At 64.2% G+C, this 18,375-nt stretch carries 14 protein-coding genes; 3 read left to right on the top strand and 11 right to left on the bottom strand.

From position 1 onward, the window contains the following. Window positions 1-57: 57 nt before the first annotated feature. The 10 genes from Q1V51_RS11415 to cysG form a co-directional block, all read right to left on the bottom strand. Window positions 58-3,333, bottom strand: coding sequence for an error-prone DNA polymerase (locus Q1V51_RS11415; RefSeq protein WP_300556440.1), 3,276 nt, complete (start codon window positions 3,331-3,333; stop codon window positions 58-60). Then, a complete protein-coding gene (locus Q1V51_RS11410; RefSeq protein WP_300556438.1) occupies window positions 3,334-3,933 on the bottom strand; it encodes a DUF559 domain-containing protein in 600 nt (199 codons plus the stop codon). 55 nt (window positions 3,934-3,988) lie between these two features. Then, window positions 3,989-5,569 carry a DUF6504 family protein gene (locus tag Q1V51_RS11405; RefSeq protein ID WP_300556436.1) on the bottom strand — a complete coding sequence of 527 codons (1,581 nt, stop codon included), beginning with the start codon at window positions 5,567-5,569 and terminating at the stop codon, window positions 3,989-3,991. Next, the gene (locus Q1V51_RS11400) at window positions 5,478-6,296 is read right to left on the bottom strand and encodes a hypothetical protein (RefSeq protein ID WP_300556434.1); all 819 of its coding nucleotides are present in this window, start codon (window positions 6,294-6,296) and stop codon (window positions 5,478-5,480) included. Before Q1V51_RS11400 ends, Q1V51_RS11405 begins: the two co-directional genes overlap by 92 nt. A 102-nt stretch (window positions 6,297-6,398) precedes the next feature. Beyond that, window positions 6,399-7,223 (bottom strand): ferredoxin--NADP reductase, encoded by an 825-nt coding sequence (locus tag Q1V51_RS11395; protein ID WP_366522743.1) that lies wholly within the window; start codon window positions 7,221-7,223, stop codon window positions 6,399-6,401. A 39-nt stretch (window positions 7,224-7,262) separates the two neighbouring features. Further along, complete coding sequence (locus Q1V51_RS11390) at window positions 7,263-8,285, bottom strand: cysteine synthase A (RefSeq protein ID WP_300556430.1); 1,023 nt, start codon at window positions 8,283-8,285, stop codon at window positions 7,263-7,265. Window positions 8,286-8,316: 31 nt separating this feature from the next. Then, window positions 8,317-9,420, bottom strand: coding sequence for a phosphoadenylyl-sulfate reductase (locus Q1V51_RS11385; protein WP_300556428.1), 1,104 nt, complete (start codon window positions 9,418-9,420; stop codon window positions 8,317-8,319). After that, window positions 9,401-11,044 carry a nitrite/sulfite reductase gene (locus Q1V51_RS11380; protein WP_300556426.1) on the bottom strand — a complete coding sequence of 548 codons (1,644 nt, stop codon included), beginning with the start codon at window positions 11,042-11,044 and terminating at the stop codon, window positions 9,401-9,403. Before Q1V51_RS11380 ends, Q1V51_RS11385 begins: the two co-directional genes overlap by 20 nt. Beyond that, a complete protein-coding gene (locus tag Q1V51_RS11375; RefSeq protein ID WP_300556424.1) occupies window positions 11,044-11,319 on the bottom strand; it encodes a DUF2849 domain-containing protein in 276 nt (91 codons plus the stop codon). Before Q1V51_RS11375 ends, Q1V51_RS11380 begins: the two co-directional genes overlap by 1 nt. Further along, on the bottom strand, window positions 11,316-12,704 hold the full coding sequence (gene cysG / locus Q1V51_RS11370) for a siroheme synthase CysG (protein ID WP_300556422.1): 1,389 nt from the start codon (window positions 12,702-12,704) through the stop codon (window positions 11,316-11,318). Before cysG ends, Q1V51_RS11375 begins: the two co-directional genes overlap by 4 nt. A gap of 116 nt (window positions 12,705-12,820) precedes the next feature. On the opposite strand from cysG, the gene gcvA reads away from it, so the two are divergent. Further along, on the top strand, window positions 12,821-13,753 hold the full coding sequence (gene gcvA, locus Q1V51_RS11365) for a transcriptional regulator GcvA (RefSeq protein ID WP_300556420.1): 933 nt from the start codon (window positions 12,821-12,823) through the stop codon (window positions 13,751-13,753). Here the strand turns inward: gcvA and ppk2 are convergent. Beyond that, on the bottom strand, window positions 13,750-14,508 hold the full coding sequence (gene ppk2 / locus Q1V51_RS11360) for a polyphosphate kinase 2 (RefSeq protein WP_300556418.1): 759 nt from the start codon (window positions 14,506-14,508) through the stop codon (window positions 13,750-13,752). The two genes, gcvA and ppk2, sit on opposite strands and share 4 nt — an antisense overlap. Window positions 14,509-14,752: 244 nt before the next feature. On the opposite strand from ppk2, the gene Q1V51_RS11355 reads away from it, so the two are divergent. Continuing rightward, window positions 14,753-16,549: an FAD-dependent oxidoreductase gene (locus Q1V51_RS11355; protein ID WP_300556416.1), complete on the top strand. Its 1,797-nt coding sequence runs from the start codon at window positions 14,753-14,755 to the stop codon at window positions 16,547-16,549. Next, the gene (locus Q1V51_RS11350) at window positions 16,546-18,375 is read left to right on the top strand and encodes a 2-oxoacid:acceptor oxidoreductase subunit alpha (protein WP_300556414.1); all 1,830 of its coding nucleotides are present in this window, start codon (window positions 16,546-16,548) and stop codon (window positions 18,373-18,375) included. Before Q1V51_RS11355 ends, Q1V51_RS11350 begins: the two co-directional genes overlap by 4 nt.

The raw sequence follows: 18,375 nt of genomic DNA, 5'->3' as shown, positions 1-18,375 counted from the left end.
AGGTTTTCCGACAAGACTTTCATCGAAATTTCAAAAAAGTGTCACATCCCGATCCGCCTAGTGAAAATCCCGGCTGTTGGGCAGGATATCGCTGAGCCGTTCGCCCTGCATGGCCTTGCGGTAGAGCGCCACGGTGCGCGGATCGACCTGGGGGCGGTGGACCTCATCGGCATGGGCCAGGGCCTCCTCGAAAGCGGCACCGCCGGCCAGGGCGGCTAGGCGCCAGCTTTGGTCATCGAGCCGGTGTGAGACGATGTGGATGACCTCGCCCTCCTTTTGCAGCCGGCCGGTCACTGTCATCAGCTTTGCGCTCATCACCGTCTTGCGATGGCGTTCGAACGTTTTCGGCCAGACGATGACATTGGCGACCCCGGTCTCATCCTCCAGCGTGGCGAAGATGACGCCGCTGGCCGAGCCGGGCCGCTGCCGCACCAGGACCAGGCCGGCGATGCTGACCCATTGCCCGTCGCGCATCTGGCCTAGTTGTTCGGCCCGCAGGAAGCCGCGTTCATTGAGCTCAGGGCGGAAAAAGGATAGCGGGTGGGCCTTCAGGGACAGGCGCAAGCTGGCATAATCCTGGGCGACATTCTCCCCGCCGCTCAAGGCGGGCAGGACGATGGGACTCTCGGCACCATAATCATCAAGCCGGTCGAACAGGGGCAGGGGGTTGCCGGCCTCGGCGAGGGCCGACCAGCCGGCCTTGCGCCGGTCCAGGTCAATCGAGCCGAAAGCGTCGGCCTGGGCCAGGCGGTCGATCGTACCGCGGTCGAGTCGCGCCCGGCGGGTCAGATCGGCGACGCTGGCAAAACGGCCCTCGGCCTCACGCGCGGCGACCAGGCGGGCCGCCATGGGCTCCTTCATCCCCTTGATCTGGCGCAGTCCCAGCCGCACGGCGAAACGCCCGCCGCCCTCGCCGGTCGGCATGTCGAAGGGCAGGCGCCGCTCCGGCGGCGGGCCCTTGCAAGCCTCCAGCGTGGCATCCCAGTCGGAATGATTGACGTCGGGCGGGCGCACCTCGACGCCGTGATCGCGGGCATCGCGGACCAGTTGCGCCGGGGCGTAAAACCCCATCGGCTGGGCGTTGAGCAGGGCGGCGAGGAAGACGTCGGGGAAATAGCGTTTCAGCCAGCAGGAAATATAGACGATGAGGGCGAAACTGGCCGCATGGCTTTCCGGGAAGCCGTATTCGCCAAACCCCTCGAGCTGTTTGAAGCAGCGCTCGGCAAAGTCCGGCTCATAGCCATTGGCGACCATGCCCTGTTTCAGCTTCATGCCCATTTCGTGGATCGTGCCGGCGCGGCGGAAGGCGGCCATGGAGCGACGCAGGCGATCCGCCTCCGATGGCGAGAAACCGGCTGCGACAATGGCGATGCGCATGGCCTGTTCCTGGAACAGGGGCACGCCGAGCGTCTTGCCGAGCACGTCTTCGAGTTCCTTTGAGGGAAATTCAACGGGCTCGCGTCCGTCGCGGCGGCGCAGATAGGGGTGCACCATATCGCCCTGGATCGGTCCGGGCCGGACAATCGCGACCTCGATGACCAGATCATAGAAATTGCGCGGTTTGAGACGCGGCAGCATGGTCATCTGGGCCCGGCTTTCGATCTGGAAAACGCCGATCGTGTCGGCCTGGCAGATCATGTCATAGACAGCCGGGTCTTCCGGCGGGATGTCGGCGGCGCGCAGCGGGCGCCGGTAATGCTCGCGGATCAGGCTCATCGCCCGGGCCACGCAGCTGAGCATGCCCAGACCGAGCACATCGACCTTCATCAGGCCGAGGGCATCAATGTCTTCCTTGTCCCATTCCAGAACCGTGCGGTCGGGCATGGCGGCATTGTGCAGCGGACCGATCTCGTCGAGCCGGCCCTGGGTCATGACAAACCCGCCCGGGTGCTGCGACAAGTGCCGGGGAAAGCCCATCAGCTCGCGCGCATAGCGCAGCGTCATGGCAATTTCCGGGGCCTGCGGATCAAGGCCCAACTCGGTGCGGATGCGGTCATCGCTCAGATCATCACTGCGCCAGCCCCAAAGCGTCTTGGACAGGGCGGCGATGACATCCCCGGACAGGCCGAACACCTTGCCGGTTTCCCGGATGGCCCCGCGCGGGCGATAGCAATTCACCGTCGCCGTCATGGCGGCGCGGCGGCGGCCATATTTCTCGTAGACATACTGGATCACCTCCTCGCGCCGCTGATGCTCGAAATCGACATCGATATCGGGGGGCTCGCCGCGTTCGGCGGAGACGAAGCGTTCGAACAGGAGGTCAATCCGGGCCGGGTCGACCTCGGTGATACCGATAATGTAGCAGACGGCGGAATTGGCCGCCGAGCCGCGGCCCTGGCACAGAATGTCCTGGCTGCGGGCAAAGCGGACGATGTCGTAGACGGTGAGGAAATAGGCGGCGTAGTCGAGCTCTTCGATGAGTGTCAGCTCATGGGAAACAGCGCGCCTGATCTTGTCCGGCGGGCCGGAAGGATAGCGCCGCTCCATGCCCTCGGCGGTCAGTCTCCGCAGCGTCTGCATCGGGGTCTCATCCGCCCCGATCACCTCGTCGGGATATTGATAGACCAGCTCATCGAGCGAGAAAGTGATCTGGCCGGCCAGGTCGAGCGAGCGGGCCACGGCGGCCTCATAGCCCTGGAACAGGCGGTAGAGCTCATGCGGTGGCTTGAGATGGCGCTCGCCATTGGCGGCGAGATGGAAGCCGGCGCGTTTCAGCGTCACATGTTCGCGGATACAGGTCACCACATCGGCCAGGGCTTTGCGCTCAGGCGTGTGAAAACGGGCATCGGTGGTCGCCACCGTGTCGATGTCCAGCTCCTGGGCGATGGCGTCGAGCTGATACAGACGGCGACCGTCCCGGCCATCGAACCAGCGGGTCAGGGCGAGGGCGTGGTGCGCCTGTGACCGGGTCAGGACATGGGCCGCTCGTTCGCGCCAGGCTTCGCTGACATGTTGTGGCGGTAGCAGGATGAAGACCTGTCCCGGGGAGGCGTCGATGATGTCCTCCAGCCAGAGATCGCGCTGACCTTTCACCGAGCGGAAATTGGCATCGGTGAGCATGCGGCAGAGCCGGCCATAAGCCTCGCGATCGGTGGGATAGGCCGCGATCTCGAAGCCGCAGCGGGCTTTCAGCCGCACACCGACGAGAAGCTTGATCCCGACCTCCTTGGCGGCGAGATGCGCGCGCACCATGCCGGCAAAGGAATTGGTGTCGGCAATGCCAATCGCACTGAGCCCGAGCCCGGCGGCCTGGGCTACCATTTCATCGGGATGCGAGGCCCCGGTCAGGAAGGAGAAATTCGTCGCGGCGACGAGTTCGGCGGCGTGGTGCATCTAATCTTCGCCGAATGTGTCGCCCTGAGGAGGCTTTGCTGCGTGCAGAGCCTGCCCTCGCTTCCCTCCTCCGTCCCTTCGGGACACCTCCCCCGTCCCTAAAAACGGATCTTGGGGAGGCCGGAGTTTATGTTCTTCGGTTTTAGAGGCGTCTCTCCGGGCTCCCCCGCGGGCGGGGGAACTGGGCTTGAGCCCGGCAGGGCTCAAGGTCTGAGGGGGGCTTGGCCAGGTAAGATGCCTGTCCTCACTTCCCCCCTCCGTCCCTTCGGGACACCTCCCCCGTCCACGGGGGAGGCCGGGGCGCTGGCCTATGGTTTCAGCGATCTGATCCATGACGTTGTCGAGATCGTCATAGATCCAGATGTTCTGGATGCGGACGACTTGCCAGCCGCTCTGCTCCAGCCAGGTGGTGCGTTTCCGGTCGTGTGCTTGCCGGGCTTCGGTCACATGTGTTGCGCCATCAACCTCGATGGCGAGACGGATCGAGAGGCAGGCGAAGTCGACGATATAAGGGCCGATCGGGTGTTGCCGACGGAATTTGAGGCCGCGCAATTGCCGTCGCCGCAAGCGTAGCCAGAGGCGAATTTCGGCTTCTGTCATGCGTTTGCGCAGAGCCCGGGCCTGGGACTTAGAGCGCTGTCTTGTCGTCCTCATCTCACGATGCCCCGTGCACGAACCAGTTCGGGGTGCGGGTTTCCAGGCCGAACAGGCCCTCGCGGTAGAGCCAGAAGCGGCGGCCTTCGCGGGTTTCGACGCGGAAATAGTCGCGGGTGCGGGCGCTGAGCTGGTCGCGCCACCATTCCGGGGCCAGGCGTTCCGGGCCCTCGGCGCGATGCACGAGATGGCGGACGCGGCGCCAGATGAAGCTGCGCGGCGGGCCATCAGGGATTTCCGCGACGGCCTGGGCCGGTTCCGGGTGGGCCAGGATCAGGAGCGGGCGGTCAGGGTCCGGCGGGGTGAAATCGGCCGGCGCCTGGTCGGTTTCGCGGACAGACAGGGCGGTGCCCGCAAGGGCCGGGCCGGGGCGCCAGCCGGCGGCGCGTTCCGGGATATGGCTTTCGCGTCGCCCGGCCCGGCGCACCTGTTCATCACCCAGCCGCACCACGAGCCGGTCGGTCAGCTGGTCGAGATCGTCCGGGTCCGGTTCCCCGGTGTGCAAGAGCCCGGCCTGCCGTCCGCCCAGCGGCGCGGTTTCACGCGCGCGCAATTCCACGACATCAATGCCAAAGCCGATATCGATCTCGGCCCGGTCCAGCTTCTCGTGTAGCAGGCGGGCGATATGGGCCGGATCGCGTGCGGGGGCGGCCGTGCCGATGCCGAGCAGGATGAGTTTGCCATCAATACGGTAGAGGTTGAGCTCAACCCGGCGCAGGCCCAGCCCCCGGGGTTCGAGCTGTCCGCACAGGCCCCTGGCGGTTTCGTCGACACATTGCTTGAGACTGTCGAGCAAGAGAAGCGGCTCGGGAAAGCGCAGCCGGGCACGGTACTCCATGACCGGCTGCAAGGGGTTGAGGCTTTCCTCGACGCGTCCCGCGGCCTGATCGAGCCGGGTCAGCAGGTCGGTTCCGAAACGCCGTGTCAGGCTGGCGCGGGGCAGGGCGAGGAGATCACCGGCCTGCTTCAGCCCGAAACGGCGCAATTGTCCGGCTGTTTCACCGATGCGCAGGCCCTCAACCGGCAGGTCGGTGAGGGCGGTTTCAAGCGTGTCGGCCCGTACCCAGCCGGTCTCGCTCTGGCGTGCCTTGAAGCGGGCCAGGCCCCAGGCCAGGCCGATGCTTGGTGCGGTGGCGGCATAGGCGGTCAGGCCGCGTTCGCGACTGGCCTGGAGCGTGGCCTCGATCAGCTTGTCCTCGCCGCCGAACAGGCGGGCGCAGCCGGTAATGTCGAGCAGGATGCCATCCTCGCCCGGCGCGCCGGGGTCCGGCGCGACATAGGGAGACCAGCGTCCGCAGGCACGGGCATAGGCCTGCAGGAGGCGCTTGTCCGCATCCGGCCGGGCCGGGGCGGTCTGCATCAGCGGCTCGAGGGCCTTGGCATCGGCCACGGCCTGGCCGCGCCTGAGACCGGCCCGGGCCGCGGTGGCATTGAGCGCATAAAGCCGTTCGCCGCCGGTCGTTGTATGGACCAGGGCAAAGGGTTTGCGATCAGGCGCGCTGGCGCGCTGGCTTGCTCCGGGGGTGAGGCCAAGCCGGTCTGTCGGCCAGCGGGGCAGGCTCAAGGACATGAAACGCCGCATGTTTCCACTCAATATCGAATTGTCTCGGCGGGCCGCCCCGAACCCGTTCCAAATGCGCCCGGAAGCGGGGAGACCCCAGCCCGGGCAAACCTGTCGCCCCGCGCCAGTCCTGCGCCGGCGAAGGCCGGGCCGACAGGCGCCATCGTGTCAGGGCCGCACTGGCCCCGATCATTGCATGATGCCGCAGCACCAAAACCAGTCCGCCGCGGGCCTGTGCGGCCATGTGCAGGCGCTTGGTCGCGGTCAGATCATAACGCGAAGATGTGCCGGCCTCGCCCATCACCCAGGCCCCGGCCCGCAAGCCGTCCTCCATGGCCCAGAGCGCATCGGCGAGTGTCTCGGTCTCGGCGAAGATGATGCGTTCGGGCGGCAGCCCCCATTGCTTCAGGCCCAGCGGGTAGGGCTGGCCGAAATCCTGGCTATCATTGCGCGCGCGGACCCAGAGCAGCGGCGCCGGTGAGTGGGCGCGGCGCAGGGCCTGGGCCATGAAACCGCTTTGCACGGCTAGAGCGGCGGGGGTGTCGAGATAGTCCTGCGGGCAAAACTCGTGCAGGCCCGCGCCCAGGTGAAGCTGTGACCCGGTTTCTTCCAGCGGGGCCGAAGCGGCTTGCACACCGTCCGTGCCCGGCGCCGCAGTCAGCGCGGCCGCCGGCATCAAATCCCTGATTTTGGCGCGCAGCTTCTCCAGCTGCGCCGGTCCGTCTGGACGTGAAGACGCAGATCCCATGATCTATCCCATAGCCGATGTTCTTCTTATGTTCTCATTTGAAAACGAAGAGTCAAGGCCGGAATCCGGGTCTCTATTGTCTCTGGTAAAGGCGTCTTTGAATCAGTCGGTTGCGACGAAGGCCTTCTCGACGACGAAGTCGGCCGGGGCGGCATTGGAGCCCTCGACGAAGCCGCGGTCGATACAGATCTGACGGGTGTCCTTGAGCAGGCCTTCCGAGCCGCAGATCATCACCCGGTCCACCTCGGGATCGAGCGCCGGCACGCCAAGATGCGCGAACAACTCGCCGGAATTGATCATGTCGGTGACGCGGCCCTTGACCGGTCCGTCCTCGCGCGTGACCGAGGTGAAGTGGACGAGTTTGTCCTGGGCCATTTCGCCGATCAGCTCGTCCTGCTTGGTCGCCTCGACCAGTTCATGGCCATAGGTCAGCTCGGCGGCTTCGCGGCAGGTATGGGTCAGGATGACCTGGTCGAATTTCTCATAGGTCTCCGGGTCGCGTACCAGGCTGGCAAACGGAGCGATGCCGGTGCCGGTGGAGACGAGGTAGAGCCGCTTGCCCGGCTTCAGCGCATCGAGCACCAGCGTGCCGGTCGGCTTCTTGCCCAGAAGCACTTCATCGCCCGGCTGGATGTGTTGCAGGCGCGAGGTCAGCGGGCCGTCCGGCACCTTGATGGAATAGAAGTCGAGTGCCTCATCCCAGAACGGGCTGGCGACGGAATAGGCGCGCAAGAGCGGCTTGCCGTCTTCCTTGGGCAGGCCGATCATGACGAACTCACCGGAGCGGAACCGAAAGCTCGAAGGCCGGGTAATGCGGAAATAGAACAGCCGGTCGGTGAAGTGCTTGACCTCAAGCACGGTCTCGATCGTGTAGGGGCCGGGCTTGGCCGAGATCTTGTTCTTTTCGCGAGCAGGCGATGTTGTCATGACGGTCATTTCATCAGTCTCGTACAAAGGGCCTCAAGCCTAGGCAGGGGCCCGTGGCGCTTCGTTAAGCGTCCAGGGCGGCACGGGCAAGCCCCGGCTCATCAGGAATTCAGGATTGAACAGTTTGGCGGCATAGCGCGCACCCGGATCACACAGCATGGTGACGATGGTCTTGCCCGGGCCGATATCGCCGGCCAGGCGGATGGCACCGGCGACATTAATGCCCGCCGAGCCGCCCAGTGACAGGCCTTCATGTTCGATCAGATCATACAGGACCGGCAGCATTTCCCGGTCTTCGATGCGATAGGCATGGTCGACTGTGAGGCCTTCCAGATTGCCGGTGATGCGGCCCACGCCGATGCCTTCGGTGATCGATGATCCCTCACCCTTGAGCTCGCCCGTGGTGAAATAGCTGTGCAGCGCGGCCCCGGCCGGATCGGCCAGGGCGATCTTGATGTCCGGGTTATGACGATGCAGGCCCGCGGCGACGCCGGTCAGCGTGCCGCCACTGCCGACGGCAGAGATGAAGGCATCGACCCGGCCGCCGGTCTGTTCCCAGATTTCCGGCGCGGTCGTTTTCTCGTGCGCCCGGCGATTGGCGAGATTGTCGAACTGGTTGGCCCAGATCGCGCCGGCCGGGTGGCTGTCATTGAGCTCCTCGGCCAGGCGCTTGGAATAATGCACGAAATGGTTGGGGCTGGAGAAGGGCGCTGCGTCGACCTCAATCAGGCGTGCACCAAAGGAGCGGACCGCCGATTTCTTCTCTTCCGACTGGGTGCGCGGCATGACGATGGTGACGGGATAGCCCAGTGCGGCGCCGACCAGGGCCAGACCGATGCCGGTATTGCCCGCGGTGCCCTCGACAATGGCGCCGCCCGGCTTGAGCGTACCGTCGGCCGCCGCTTCACGCACGATATTCAGCGCGGCGCGATCCTTGATGGAACCGCCCGGATTGAGAAACTCGGCCTTGCCGAGGATCTCGCAGCCGGTGGCCTCGGACGGACCATCGAGCCGGATCAGCGGCGTATTGCCGATCAGGTCCAAGACGTGAGCGTAGGACACCCAAAGCTTCCTTTTGTGTGGCGCGAATGCGCTATTCGGCGGCTACCGGGAGCGGGCGATGAATGCCGCACTCGGACTTGTCCTGACCGACCCAGCGTCCGGACCGGACATCGTCGTTATGGGCCGGGGCGGTGCACGTCCAGCAGCCGATGGAGGCATAGCCCATATCGGTCAGCGGATGTCGCGGCAAATCGTAGCGCCGGAAATAGGCCTGGACCTCTTCGGCAGACCAGCGCGCCAGCGGATTGACCCGCATCGTGCCATTGACGCGTTCCACTACAGGCAGCTTCATCCGCTCGCCGCCATGGAAGCGTTTGCGGCCGGTGATCAGAGCGTCGTAATCCCCGATCACCCCGTCCAGCGGCTGCACCTTGCGCATGGCGCAACAGGCATCGCTGTCGCGGCTCCACAGTTTTCCGTCCGCGTCCTCGCGCGAGACCTCACTGGTATTGGGCTGGAGGATACGGATATGGGTCAGGCCGAGCTTGTCGGTCAGCTCGCGCTGGTATTGCTCGGTCTGGGCGAACAGCCGGCCGGTATCGAGGAAGAGCACCGGCGTCGACGGGTCGACCCGCGCCAGAAGGTGCAGGCTGACCGCGGCTTCCGCCCCGAAGGAGGACATCAGGGCGATGCGGCCGCGCCAGGTCCGGGTGACCGCGTCGCGCAGAATGTCGAGTGCATCGGCCTCGCTGTAACGCGCGTTCAGCACGGCCAGATCGGCACCGCTCTCGATGCGCTTGGCCGGCACAGCAAGCGGGCCGCGCAGGGCTGGCTGATAGACGACCGAGAAACGGGCCTCGGCCCGGGCCCAGTCGGCGGCAAGGTCGGTGCGGTCCGGCGCGACTGCATCAAATCCGACGCGCTTGAGGAATTGCGCCTGGTCCGGGATCAGCGCACCGACGGCTCGCAAATGTCCCTTGAAGCCGGCGCGTTCGCGCAGGTGAGCGGCCAGGGTGAAGCCCCGGCCATCATTGAATTTGGGAAAGCGGATATCGACCTGGACGGCGCCGGCAATGGCGTCGCGGGCTTCGCGCCAGTCGCTCTCGCCGGGCAGTTCGACGATGTGGCCGCCGCCGCTTTCCAGCTGGGCGTCGGTGTCACTGCGGGTCGCGTGATCAAGCTGCGAGGTCAGCATAGATAGCCTCCTTGAAGGCGTCGCTCCCCAGGCGGCGCAGAGTGTCGATGAAGCGTTCGTCCTCATCGCGGAAATCGAGATAGGCGCGCAGGATGCGGGCAATCGCAGGCGGGACATCGTCCGCCGCCAGACCCTTGCCGACGATCTCGCCGATCGCCGCGTCCTCGCCGAAGGCGCCGCCCAGGTTGATCTGGTAGAACTCCTCGCCGCGCTTATCGACGCCGAGCACGCCGATATGGGCGACATGGTGGTGGCCGCAGGCATTGATGCAGCCGGAAATCTTGATCGTCACCTCGCCGGCGGCCTGGGCCAGGCCTTCCGCATCCAGCGTCTCACTGATCGCCTGGGCGACCGGGATGGAACGGGCATTGGCGAGGTTGCAGTAATCCAGCCCCGGGCAGGCGACGATATCGCTCGCCAGACCGGCATTGGCGGTCGCGAGTCCCGCTTCACGCAGGGCCGACCAGACCGGGAAGAGGTCTTCATGGCGCACATGCGGCAGGACCAGGTTCTGGTCCGGTGTGACGCGCACTTCGCCAAAGCCATAGCGTTCGGTCATATCGGCGATGAGGTCCATCTGCTCGGCCGTGGCATCGCCGGGCGTGCCGCCGATCGGCTTGAGCGAGATCACCGCGCTCGACAGGCCATCGATCTGGTGCGGGCGGATATTCGTGTCGAGCCAGGCCCGGAAGGCCGCCGGTCCGGCTTCCGGAAGGGGTGCCGGATCGCTGATCGAGGGGCGGGAGAAAAAGCTGCGGATGCGGGCGATCTCGCCGGCCGGCAGTTTCAGCTCGCCGTCGCGGATATAGCTCCACTCCTCCGCGACCTCGGCGGCATAGCCGTCAATGCCGAGCGCATCGACCAGGATCTTGATGCGGGCCTTGTAGAGATTATCGCGGCGCCCATGGGCGTTGTAGACGCGCAGGGCCGCGGTCAGATAGCTCAGCAGGTCCTGCGGCTCGAGGAAGTCCTTGAGCTTGCGGGCGAGGCGCGGCGTACGGCCCTGGCCGCCCCCCACCCAGACCTCGAAGCCCACCTGGCCTTGCGCATTCTGGACGATCTGCAGGCCGATATCATGGACGCGGATACCGGCGCGATCTTCACCGGCACCATTGACCGCGATCTTGAACTTGCGTGGCAGGAAGGTGAATTCCGGGTGCAGCGAGGACCATTGCCGGATGATCTCGGCCCAGGGGCGGCTGTCCTCCAGCTCGTCACGGGCGGCACCAGCAAACGGGTCGGCGGTGACATTGCGGATGCAATTGCCCGAGGTCTGGATGGCATGCATCTCCACCGCGGCCAGATCCTCCAGCATGGCCGGAATATCAGTCAGGGCCGGCCAGTTGTACTGGATGTTCTGGCGCGTGGTGAAATGCCCGTAACCGCGATCATAGGTGCGGGCAAGATGAGCGAGGACGCGCATTTGCTCCGAGCGCAGCGAGCCATAGGGAATGGCGACGCGGAGCATGTAGGCGTGCAGCTGCAGATAGACGCCATTCATCAGCCGCAGTGGCTTGAATTCCGCCTCGCTGAGGCGGCCGTCCATGCGGCGTTCGATCTGGTCGCGGAATTCCTCGATACGCTCGCGCACCAGGGTCGTGTCATGCTCGTCATAGTGATACATCAGGCCGCTCCCAGCACGTGGGTCGTGCCCGTCGTCGGGCCGGCCAGGCGAATGCTCTCGCGGCGCCATTTCTGGCCTGCCGGACCGGCTTCATCGAGATCGATGATGTAGGGCCCCACAGCGATGCCGAACTCGGCCTCTGCAACGGGGAGAAGCTCGGCGGCCTCTTCGGGGCTCAGGCGCTGGGCTTCATCAAGCTGCGTTGTCCACTGACCATCGGCAGTGCGATAGATGACGCGGCCATCGGTGAGGCGGTTGGCGGTCAGGGTCTTCATGCGAAATTCTCCACGGCCTCGACCGGCTGTGCCGCCGCAAGGGAGGCGGTCTCGCCCACAATGATGATGGCGGGTCCCTTGACGCCGGCGCGATCGACCAACCCGGCGAGGTCGCCAAGGATGCCCGTCAGGGTGCGCTCATTATCGCTGGAGCCGTTTTCGATAATGGCGATCGGCGTGGCCCCCGCGCGGCCGGCGCTGAGCAATTTGCTCTGGATCTCGGGGGCTGCACCGACGCCCATGTAGAAAACCGCGGTGGCGTTGGGGGTGGCCAGGGCTTGGTAATTCACGTCGGGACCCTCCTTCTTGACCACACCGGAGGCGAAGGTGACGCTCTGGGCGTGGTCGCGATGCGTAAGCGGAATGCCGGAAGAGGCGGCGCAGGCCAGCGCCGCCGAGATGCCCGGCGTGACTGCGGCTTCGATGCCGGCAGCCCGAACGGCTTCAAGCTCCTCGCCGCCTCGCCCGAAGATGAAGGGATCACCGCCCTTGAGACGAACCACGCGCTGCCCCTTGCGGGCTTCGCGAATGAGGATGTCGGCAATGGCGTCCTGGGGCACCGGGTGGTGGCCCTTGGTCTTGCCGACATCGATACGCAGGGCATCCCGGCGAGCTAGGTCGAGGACGCCGTCTCCGACGAGGCGGTCGTGAACGATGACATCCGCTTCGCGCAGCAGGCGGGCGGCCTTGATTGTCAGCAAGTCAGGATCGCCGGGTCCGGCGCCGACGAGATGGACAATACCGCTGGGGGCAGGGCCGTCGGCATTAAGTTCGCGCAGCATTTCGCGCCGGGCGCCCGCCTTGTCGCCGGACAGGGCCAGATCGCGGGCCTTGCCGCGCAGGGCGCGTTCCCAGAAGGCGCGGCGGTCATCGAACTTGTCGAGGACGGATTTGACGGTGTCGCGCAGTTCGCGGGCGAGGTCGGCGAGAATGCCGACACGCGGCGGAACCAGCCGCTCGATCTGCGAGCGGATATCCACGGACAGGACCGGGGCAGCACCGCCCGAGGCAATCGAGATCACCATGGCGTCGCGATCGACCAGGGCCGGGGTCTGGAAGTCTGAGCCTTTCGGGCTGTCGACGATATTGACCAGGGCGCCTTTGGCGCGCGCTTCGCGGGCCTGGCGGGCGATGACGTGGTCCCTGCCGCCAGCAATGAAAACCAGGTTCGCGCCACGGAAGTCACGCCGCGTCGGCTCACGGCGTATGACTTCGGCATGCTGGGCGATATCCGAAGCCACAGGATCTGTGTCGGTCCCGGTGAACCACTTCAACCGGGCCGGACTGCCGACGAAAAGACGCGCCTTGGCCTCGGCCATAAAGCCGGCACCCGAAACGATAACCGTTCGCCCATCCAGGGGAATTGATGCTGGAAAAACACGCATTCTGGCAATCCTGATCCTGCGCCTCCGTGGCGCGAGGAGGTAAATATTTCTATTGGGACTGCCGCATTCAAACGAAGTTTTTTGCGTTTATCTGTTAGAAAAACTAAATTGTTGGCATGAGTGATCGTCGCCTTCCCCCGTTAAATGCCCTGCGCGCCTTCGAAGCGGCAGCCAGGCTTGAAAGTTTCTCTCGCGCGGCCGACGAACTGGCGGTGACGCCGGGCGCGGTGAGCCAGCAAATCCGGCAACTGGAAGACCAGGTCGGGGTTCAACTTTTCGTGCGAGAGGGGCGGGCCATGCGCCTGACCGAGGCCGGGAAGGTGGCGGCTGGGGTGACGACAGAGGCGTTTTCAGGTCTGGCGCATGCGGTGGAGCTGATGCGGCGGCCGGCTCAGCGTCGTCGTTTGACGGTCTCGGTTGCCCCCTCCTTCGCCGGCAAATGGTTGGCGCCCCGCCTGGCCTTCTTCCAGGAGGCGCATCCCGGTATCGAGGTCTGGATTTCCGCCGACCGGGAACGGGCAGACCTGGCCGCCGGGGCGGCTGATCTCGCCATACGCTATGGCCCGGGCGGCGATCGAACGTTGAACGAGGATCTGCTCCTGAGCGAGGACGTGCTGCCAGTCTGTGCGCCTGCACTCCTGGAGCATCACCTTCCGCTCCGGCGCCCGGCCGATCTGGTCCATCACACCCTGCTGCACGACAGCTCTCCGGAAACCGAGGTTGATGGCGCTGACTGGGCGTCCTGGTTCAAGTCGCATGGCGTGGCTTCGGTCCCCCTCGACAGCGGTGTGCGTTTCAACCAGTCCGCCCTGGTCATAGATGCGGCTGTAGCCGGTCGCGGCATCGCCCTGGCGAAGCGGGCTCTGGCCCAGAATGACCTGGCCGCGGGGCGCCTCGTTTCGCTCTTCGCTGACGGTGCCGTTGCGGTGCGCTCGGCCTATCACATCGTCACGGCGCGCAATCGACCGGTCGATGCCGACACGCAAGTCTTCATCGCCTGGCTGAAAAGCGAAGCGAGCCGCCATGTCGACAGTGTGGATGAGCTCTAGCGCGCCAAGTGTGCCGTCTTCAGCAGGGCCGGGGCGAACTCGGTCAGCACGCCCGGCTCCGGGTGCTTTGTGTCCGGCATGTCGTCCGGCCGTGGCAGGCGCCGCACCAGATCGCGCATGACATGGATGCGGGCGGTCATCTTGTCGTCGGCCTTGACCACATGCCAGGGCGCATGCGGCAGTGAGGTGCGCTGGAGCATGATGTCGCGCGCCTCGGTATACTCGTCATAACGCTCGAGAGCGGCTTCATCGATGGCGGAAATCTTCCAGGATTTTAGTGGGTTGGTGCGCCGTGACTCGAGCCGCTTGGCCTGCTCTTCGCGGGTAATGTCGAGATAGTATTTGATCAGATGCGCCCCGGCACTGACGACCATGCCCTCAAAGCTCGGCACCATGTCGAAAAAGCTCTCGCGCTGGTCCGGGGTGCAGAAATCCATCACATATTCAACGCCGGCTCGATTGTACCAGGAGCGGTCGAACAGGACGATCTCGCCGGCGGCCGGCATGTGGGTGACATAGCGCTGGAAATACCAGGAGCGCTTTTCCCGGTCGGAGGGTTTGTCGAGGGCGATGACGCGGGTCTGGCGCGGCGCGGCGTGTTCGACGATGCGCCGGATGGTTCCGCCCTTGCCGGCGCTGTCGCGGCCTTCGAAAATAATGATGGCGCTCTTGCCGGTATCAATCATGTGGCGCTGGATATGCACCAGGGCGATCTGCAATTGGCGCAGTTCGCTGCGATAGCTGGCCTCGTCCATGTCCGCTCCCTATGCCTGTTTGTATTTAGAGCCGCGCCTGCACGGCTTGTCAAAAAACCATGCTGCCAGTGTGGTTTATCGCTGTCGCTGATTTGTCTCAGCAAATTCATTGCTTCAGCTCAACAAACCGTCCTAATCCCGCCAAATCCGCTTGACCCCTGCCCAAGGTGCGGGGTCAGATGCGGGAACGGTTCCAATCAGAGAACGTGCATCAGCGACGTTCCGCCGTTCGGGGGAGAGCAGTTTGAAGCCGACGAATACCCAGGATCCCGACTATTATCACAAGGTCGTCGATTGCCAGTGGGCCTGCCCGGCACACACGCCGGTGCCGGAATATATCCGCCTGATTGCGCAGGGGCGCTTTACTGACGCCTATCTGGTCAATCGGCGCTCGAATGTCTTCCCGGGCATTCTGGGCCGGGTCTGCGACCGCCCGTGCGAACCGGCCTGCCGCCGGGGCCGGGTCGAGGAAGAACCGGTCGCCATCTGCCGCCTGAAACGCGTCGCGGCGGATCATCGCGATGAGGTCGCGCATCTGATCCCGCAAAAGCCCGATACCACCAATGGCAAGAAGATCGCCCTGATCGGTGCCGGCCCGGCTTCGTTGACCGTGGCCAATGATCTTGCCCCGCTGGGTTATGAATGCACCGTTTTTGAAGCCCTGCACCGGGCTGGCGGGCTGATGATCTCCAATATCCCCTCCTTCCGCTTGCCGGAAGAAGTGCTCGATGAGGAGATCGGCTATATCGAGAATATGGGCGTCGAGATTAAGTACAATTCGCGTATCGACAGCCTTAAGGACCTGCTCGCCGAGGGCTATGACGCGGTCTTTGTCGGGTCCGGCGCCCCCAAGGGCAAGGACCTCAATATCGAGGGCCGTGAAGAAGCCTCGGCCAATATCCATATCGGTATTGAATGGCTGGAAAACGTCGCCTTCGAACACACCAAGGAGATTGGCAAGAAAGTGCTGATCATCGGTGTCGGCAATACGGCGATGGATTGCTGCCGCTCTTCCCTGCGTCTCGGGGCAGACGATGTGAAAGTGATGGCGCGCAAGCCGCGTGAATTCTTCAAGGCCTCGCCCTGGGAGCTGGAAGACGCCGAGGACGAGAATGTCGAAATCCTCGTCAACCATTCACCCAAGCGGTTTGTCATGGAGAATGGCAAGCTGGTCGGCATGGAATTCGAGCTGATGGAATACGAGCTCGACGAGCGCGGCCGTATCACCGACCAGCGCGTGAGCGGTTCCAAGATCATCCCCTGTGACGATGTCATCCTGGCGATTGGCCAGGAAAACGCCTTCCCCTGGATCGAGCGCGATATCGGTATCGAGTTTGACAAATGGGGCGTGCCGGTGGTCGACGAGACCACGCACGAATCCACTCTCAAGGGCGTCTTCTTCGGGGGCGATAGCGCTTTCGGGCCGAAGAATATCATCTGGGCCGTCGAGCATGGCCACCAGGCTGCGATTTCGATCCACAAGCATTGCGAGAACCAGCCCGTGACCGAGCGCATGCCGCGCGGGCTGAACCTGCAATCGGCCAAGATGGGCGTGAATGAGTGGATGTATTCCAACACGTTCGAGGGCGCCCATCGCCGCGAAATGCCGCTGGAGGATCTGCGCAGCCGTCTGAAGGATCGCAAGCTCGAGGTCGAGCTCGGCTTTACCGAGGAGCAGATCGTCACCGAGGTGCAGCGCTGTCTCAACTGCGATGTCCAGACGGTGTTCGATCCGCCGCTCTGCAAGGAGTGTGATGCCTGTATCGATATCTGTCCGGTCGATTGCCTGTCCATCGTGCCGAATGCGGAAGAGGCAGAGCTGCGGCAGAGCCTGAAAGTGCCGGCCCAAAATCTCGAGCAGGACCTTTATGTGTCCGAACCGCTCAAGGATACCGGCCGCGTCATGGTCAAGGATGAGGATTTGTGCCTGCATTGCGGCCTGTGCGCCGAACGTTGCCCGACCTCGGCCTGGGACATGCAGGATGCGGACATTTTCATTCCGCACGCACTTGAAGAAGTTAAGGGAGTAGCGGCCGAATGAATGTTGTCGCCGATATCCAAGCCGATGTGCGTGTGAACGACTTCGTCATCAAGATCGCCAATGTGAACGGGACCGGGTCGGCCTCGGCCAATGGTCTCCTGATGAAGGCGATCTTCCGCATGGGCGTGCCCGTGGTGGGCAAGAACCTGTTCCCGTCCAACATCCAGGGCCTGCCGACCTGGTATGAAATCCGCCTGACCAAGGACAGCCATATGGCGCGCTCCGGGTCGACAGAATTCATGGTCGCCATGAATGCCGAGACCTATGCGCAGGATCTCAAGGAAGTCGCCCCGGGCGGCTATCTCCTCTACGACAATACCTGGCCGCGTCCGGACCTGCATGCGCGCTCCGACATCAGTGCCATTGGCGTGCCGCTGGCCCGTCTGTGCAACGCCGAGTTCGACAATGCGCGCACCCGTGTGTTGATGAAGAACATGGCCTATGTCGGCGCCGTGGCCGGGCTGACCGGGCTCGATGTCGGTGTCATCCGCGGTCTCGTCGAGGAAATGTTCGGCACCAAGGCGCACCTGATCGAAGCCAATATGAAGGCCATCCAGATCGGTCTCGACGCTATTGCCGAGGTCCACAAGGAGCCGGTCAGTCTCAAGATCGAGGCGATGGACAAGACGGCCGGCCATGTAATGATTGACGGCAATACGGCCGCTGCACTGGGCTGTCTCTACGCTGGGGCAACCTTCGGGGCCTGGTATCCGATCACCCCGTCCACCTCGCTGATGGACGGGTTCAAAATGGTCTGCGAGAAATATCGGGTCGACAAGGAAACCGGCCGCAAGAATTACTGCATCATCCAGGCCGAGGATGAGCTGGCCTCGGTCGGCATGGCCATCGGCGCCAGCTGGAACGGTGCCCGATCCTTCACCCCGACCTCCGGGCCGGGCATTTCCCTGATGAGCGAGTTCATCGGCTTTGCCTATTACGGCGAGGTGCCGCTGGTCCTGTTCGACGTCCAGCGTGCCGGCCCGTCCACCGGCCTGCCGACGCGGACGCAGCAGTGCGACCTGCAGCTGGCCGCCTATGCCAGCCATGGCGATACCAAGCATATCTGTGTCTATCCGGCCGATCCGAAGGAGTGCTTCGAGATGGCGGTGCAGGCCTTTGATCTCGCCGACCGGTTCCAGACGCCGGTCTTCTTCATGACCGATCTCGATATCGGCATGAATGACTGGATGGTGCCCGAGTTCGACTGGGACGATAGCTTCCAGCCGGATCGCGGCAAGGTTCTGGGCAAGGACGAGCTCGAGAAGATCGAGAAATACTATCGCTATGAAGACCGCGATGGTGACGCCATTCCATACCGGACCATTCCGGGTGAGCATCCCAAGGGTGCCTATTTCACCCGCGGATCCGGTCATAACTGGAAGGGCGGCTATACCGAGGATGGCGGCGAGTACAAGGAAGTGCTCGATCGCCTGACCCGCAAATGGGAAAGCGCCGCCGAAGTGGTGCCGGGGCCGATCATCGTCGAGGCGGCCGAGCCGACCAAGCGGGCGATCATCTCCATCGGTGGCTGCGACGGCGCCGTGCGCGAAGCCATGACGCGACTGCAGAAGGACGGCGTGCACGTCAATTATCTGCGTGTCCGCGGCTTCCCCTTCTCGGCCGAGATCGAGAGCTTCATCGACGCCCATGAAGAGGTCTATGTCGTTGAACAGAACCGCGATGCCCAGCTTCGCGGAATGTTGATCGGCGAGACCAATGTCGAGAAGTCCAAGCTCGTCCCGCTGCTGGATTATGCCGGAATGCCGGCCGATCCGACTTTCATCTATGAGGGCGTCAAAGCCCATTGCCTGAACGCGGAGGCCTGA

This window comes from Maricaulis sp., assembly GCF_030149235.1.
In the GTDB taxonomy this organism is placed as follows: Bacteria; Pseudomonadota; Alphaproteobacteria; order Caulobacterales; family Maricaulaceae; genus Maricaulis.
The sequence above is the reverse complement of the archived record's forward strand: the minus strand, read 5'-3'. Positions and strand labels throughout refer to the sequence as shown.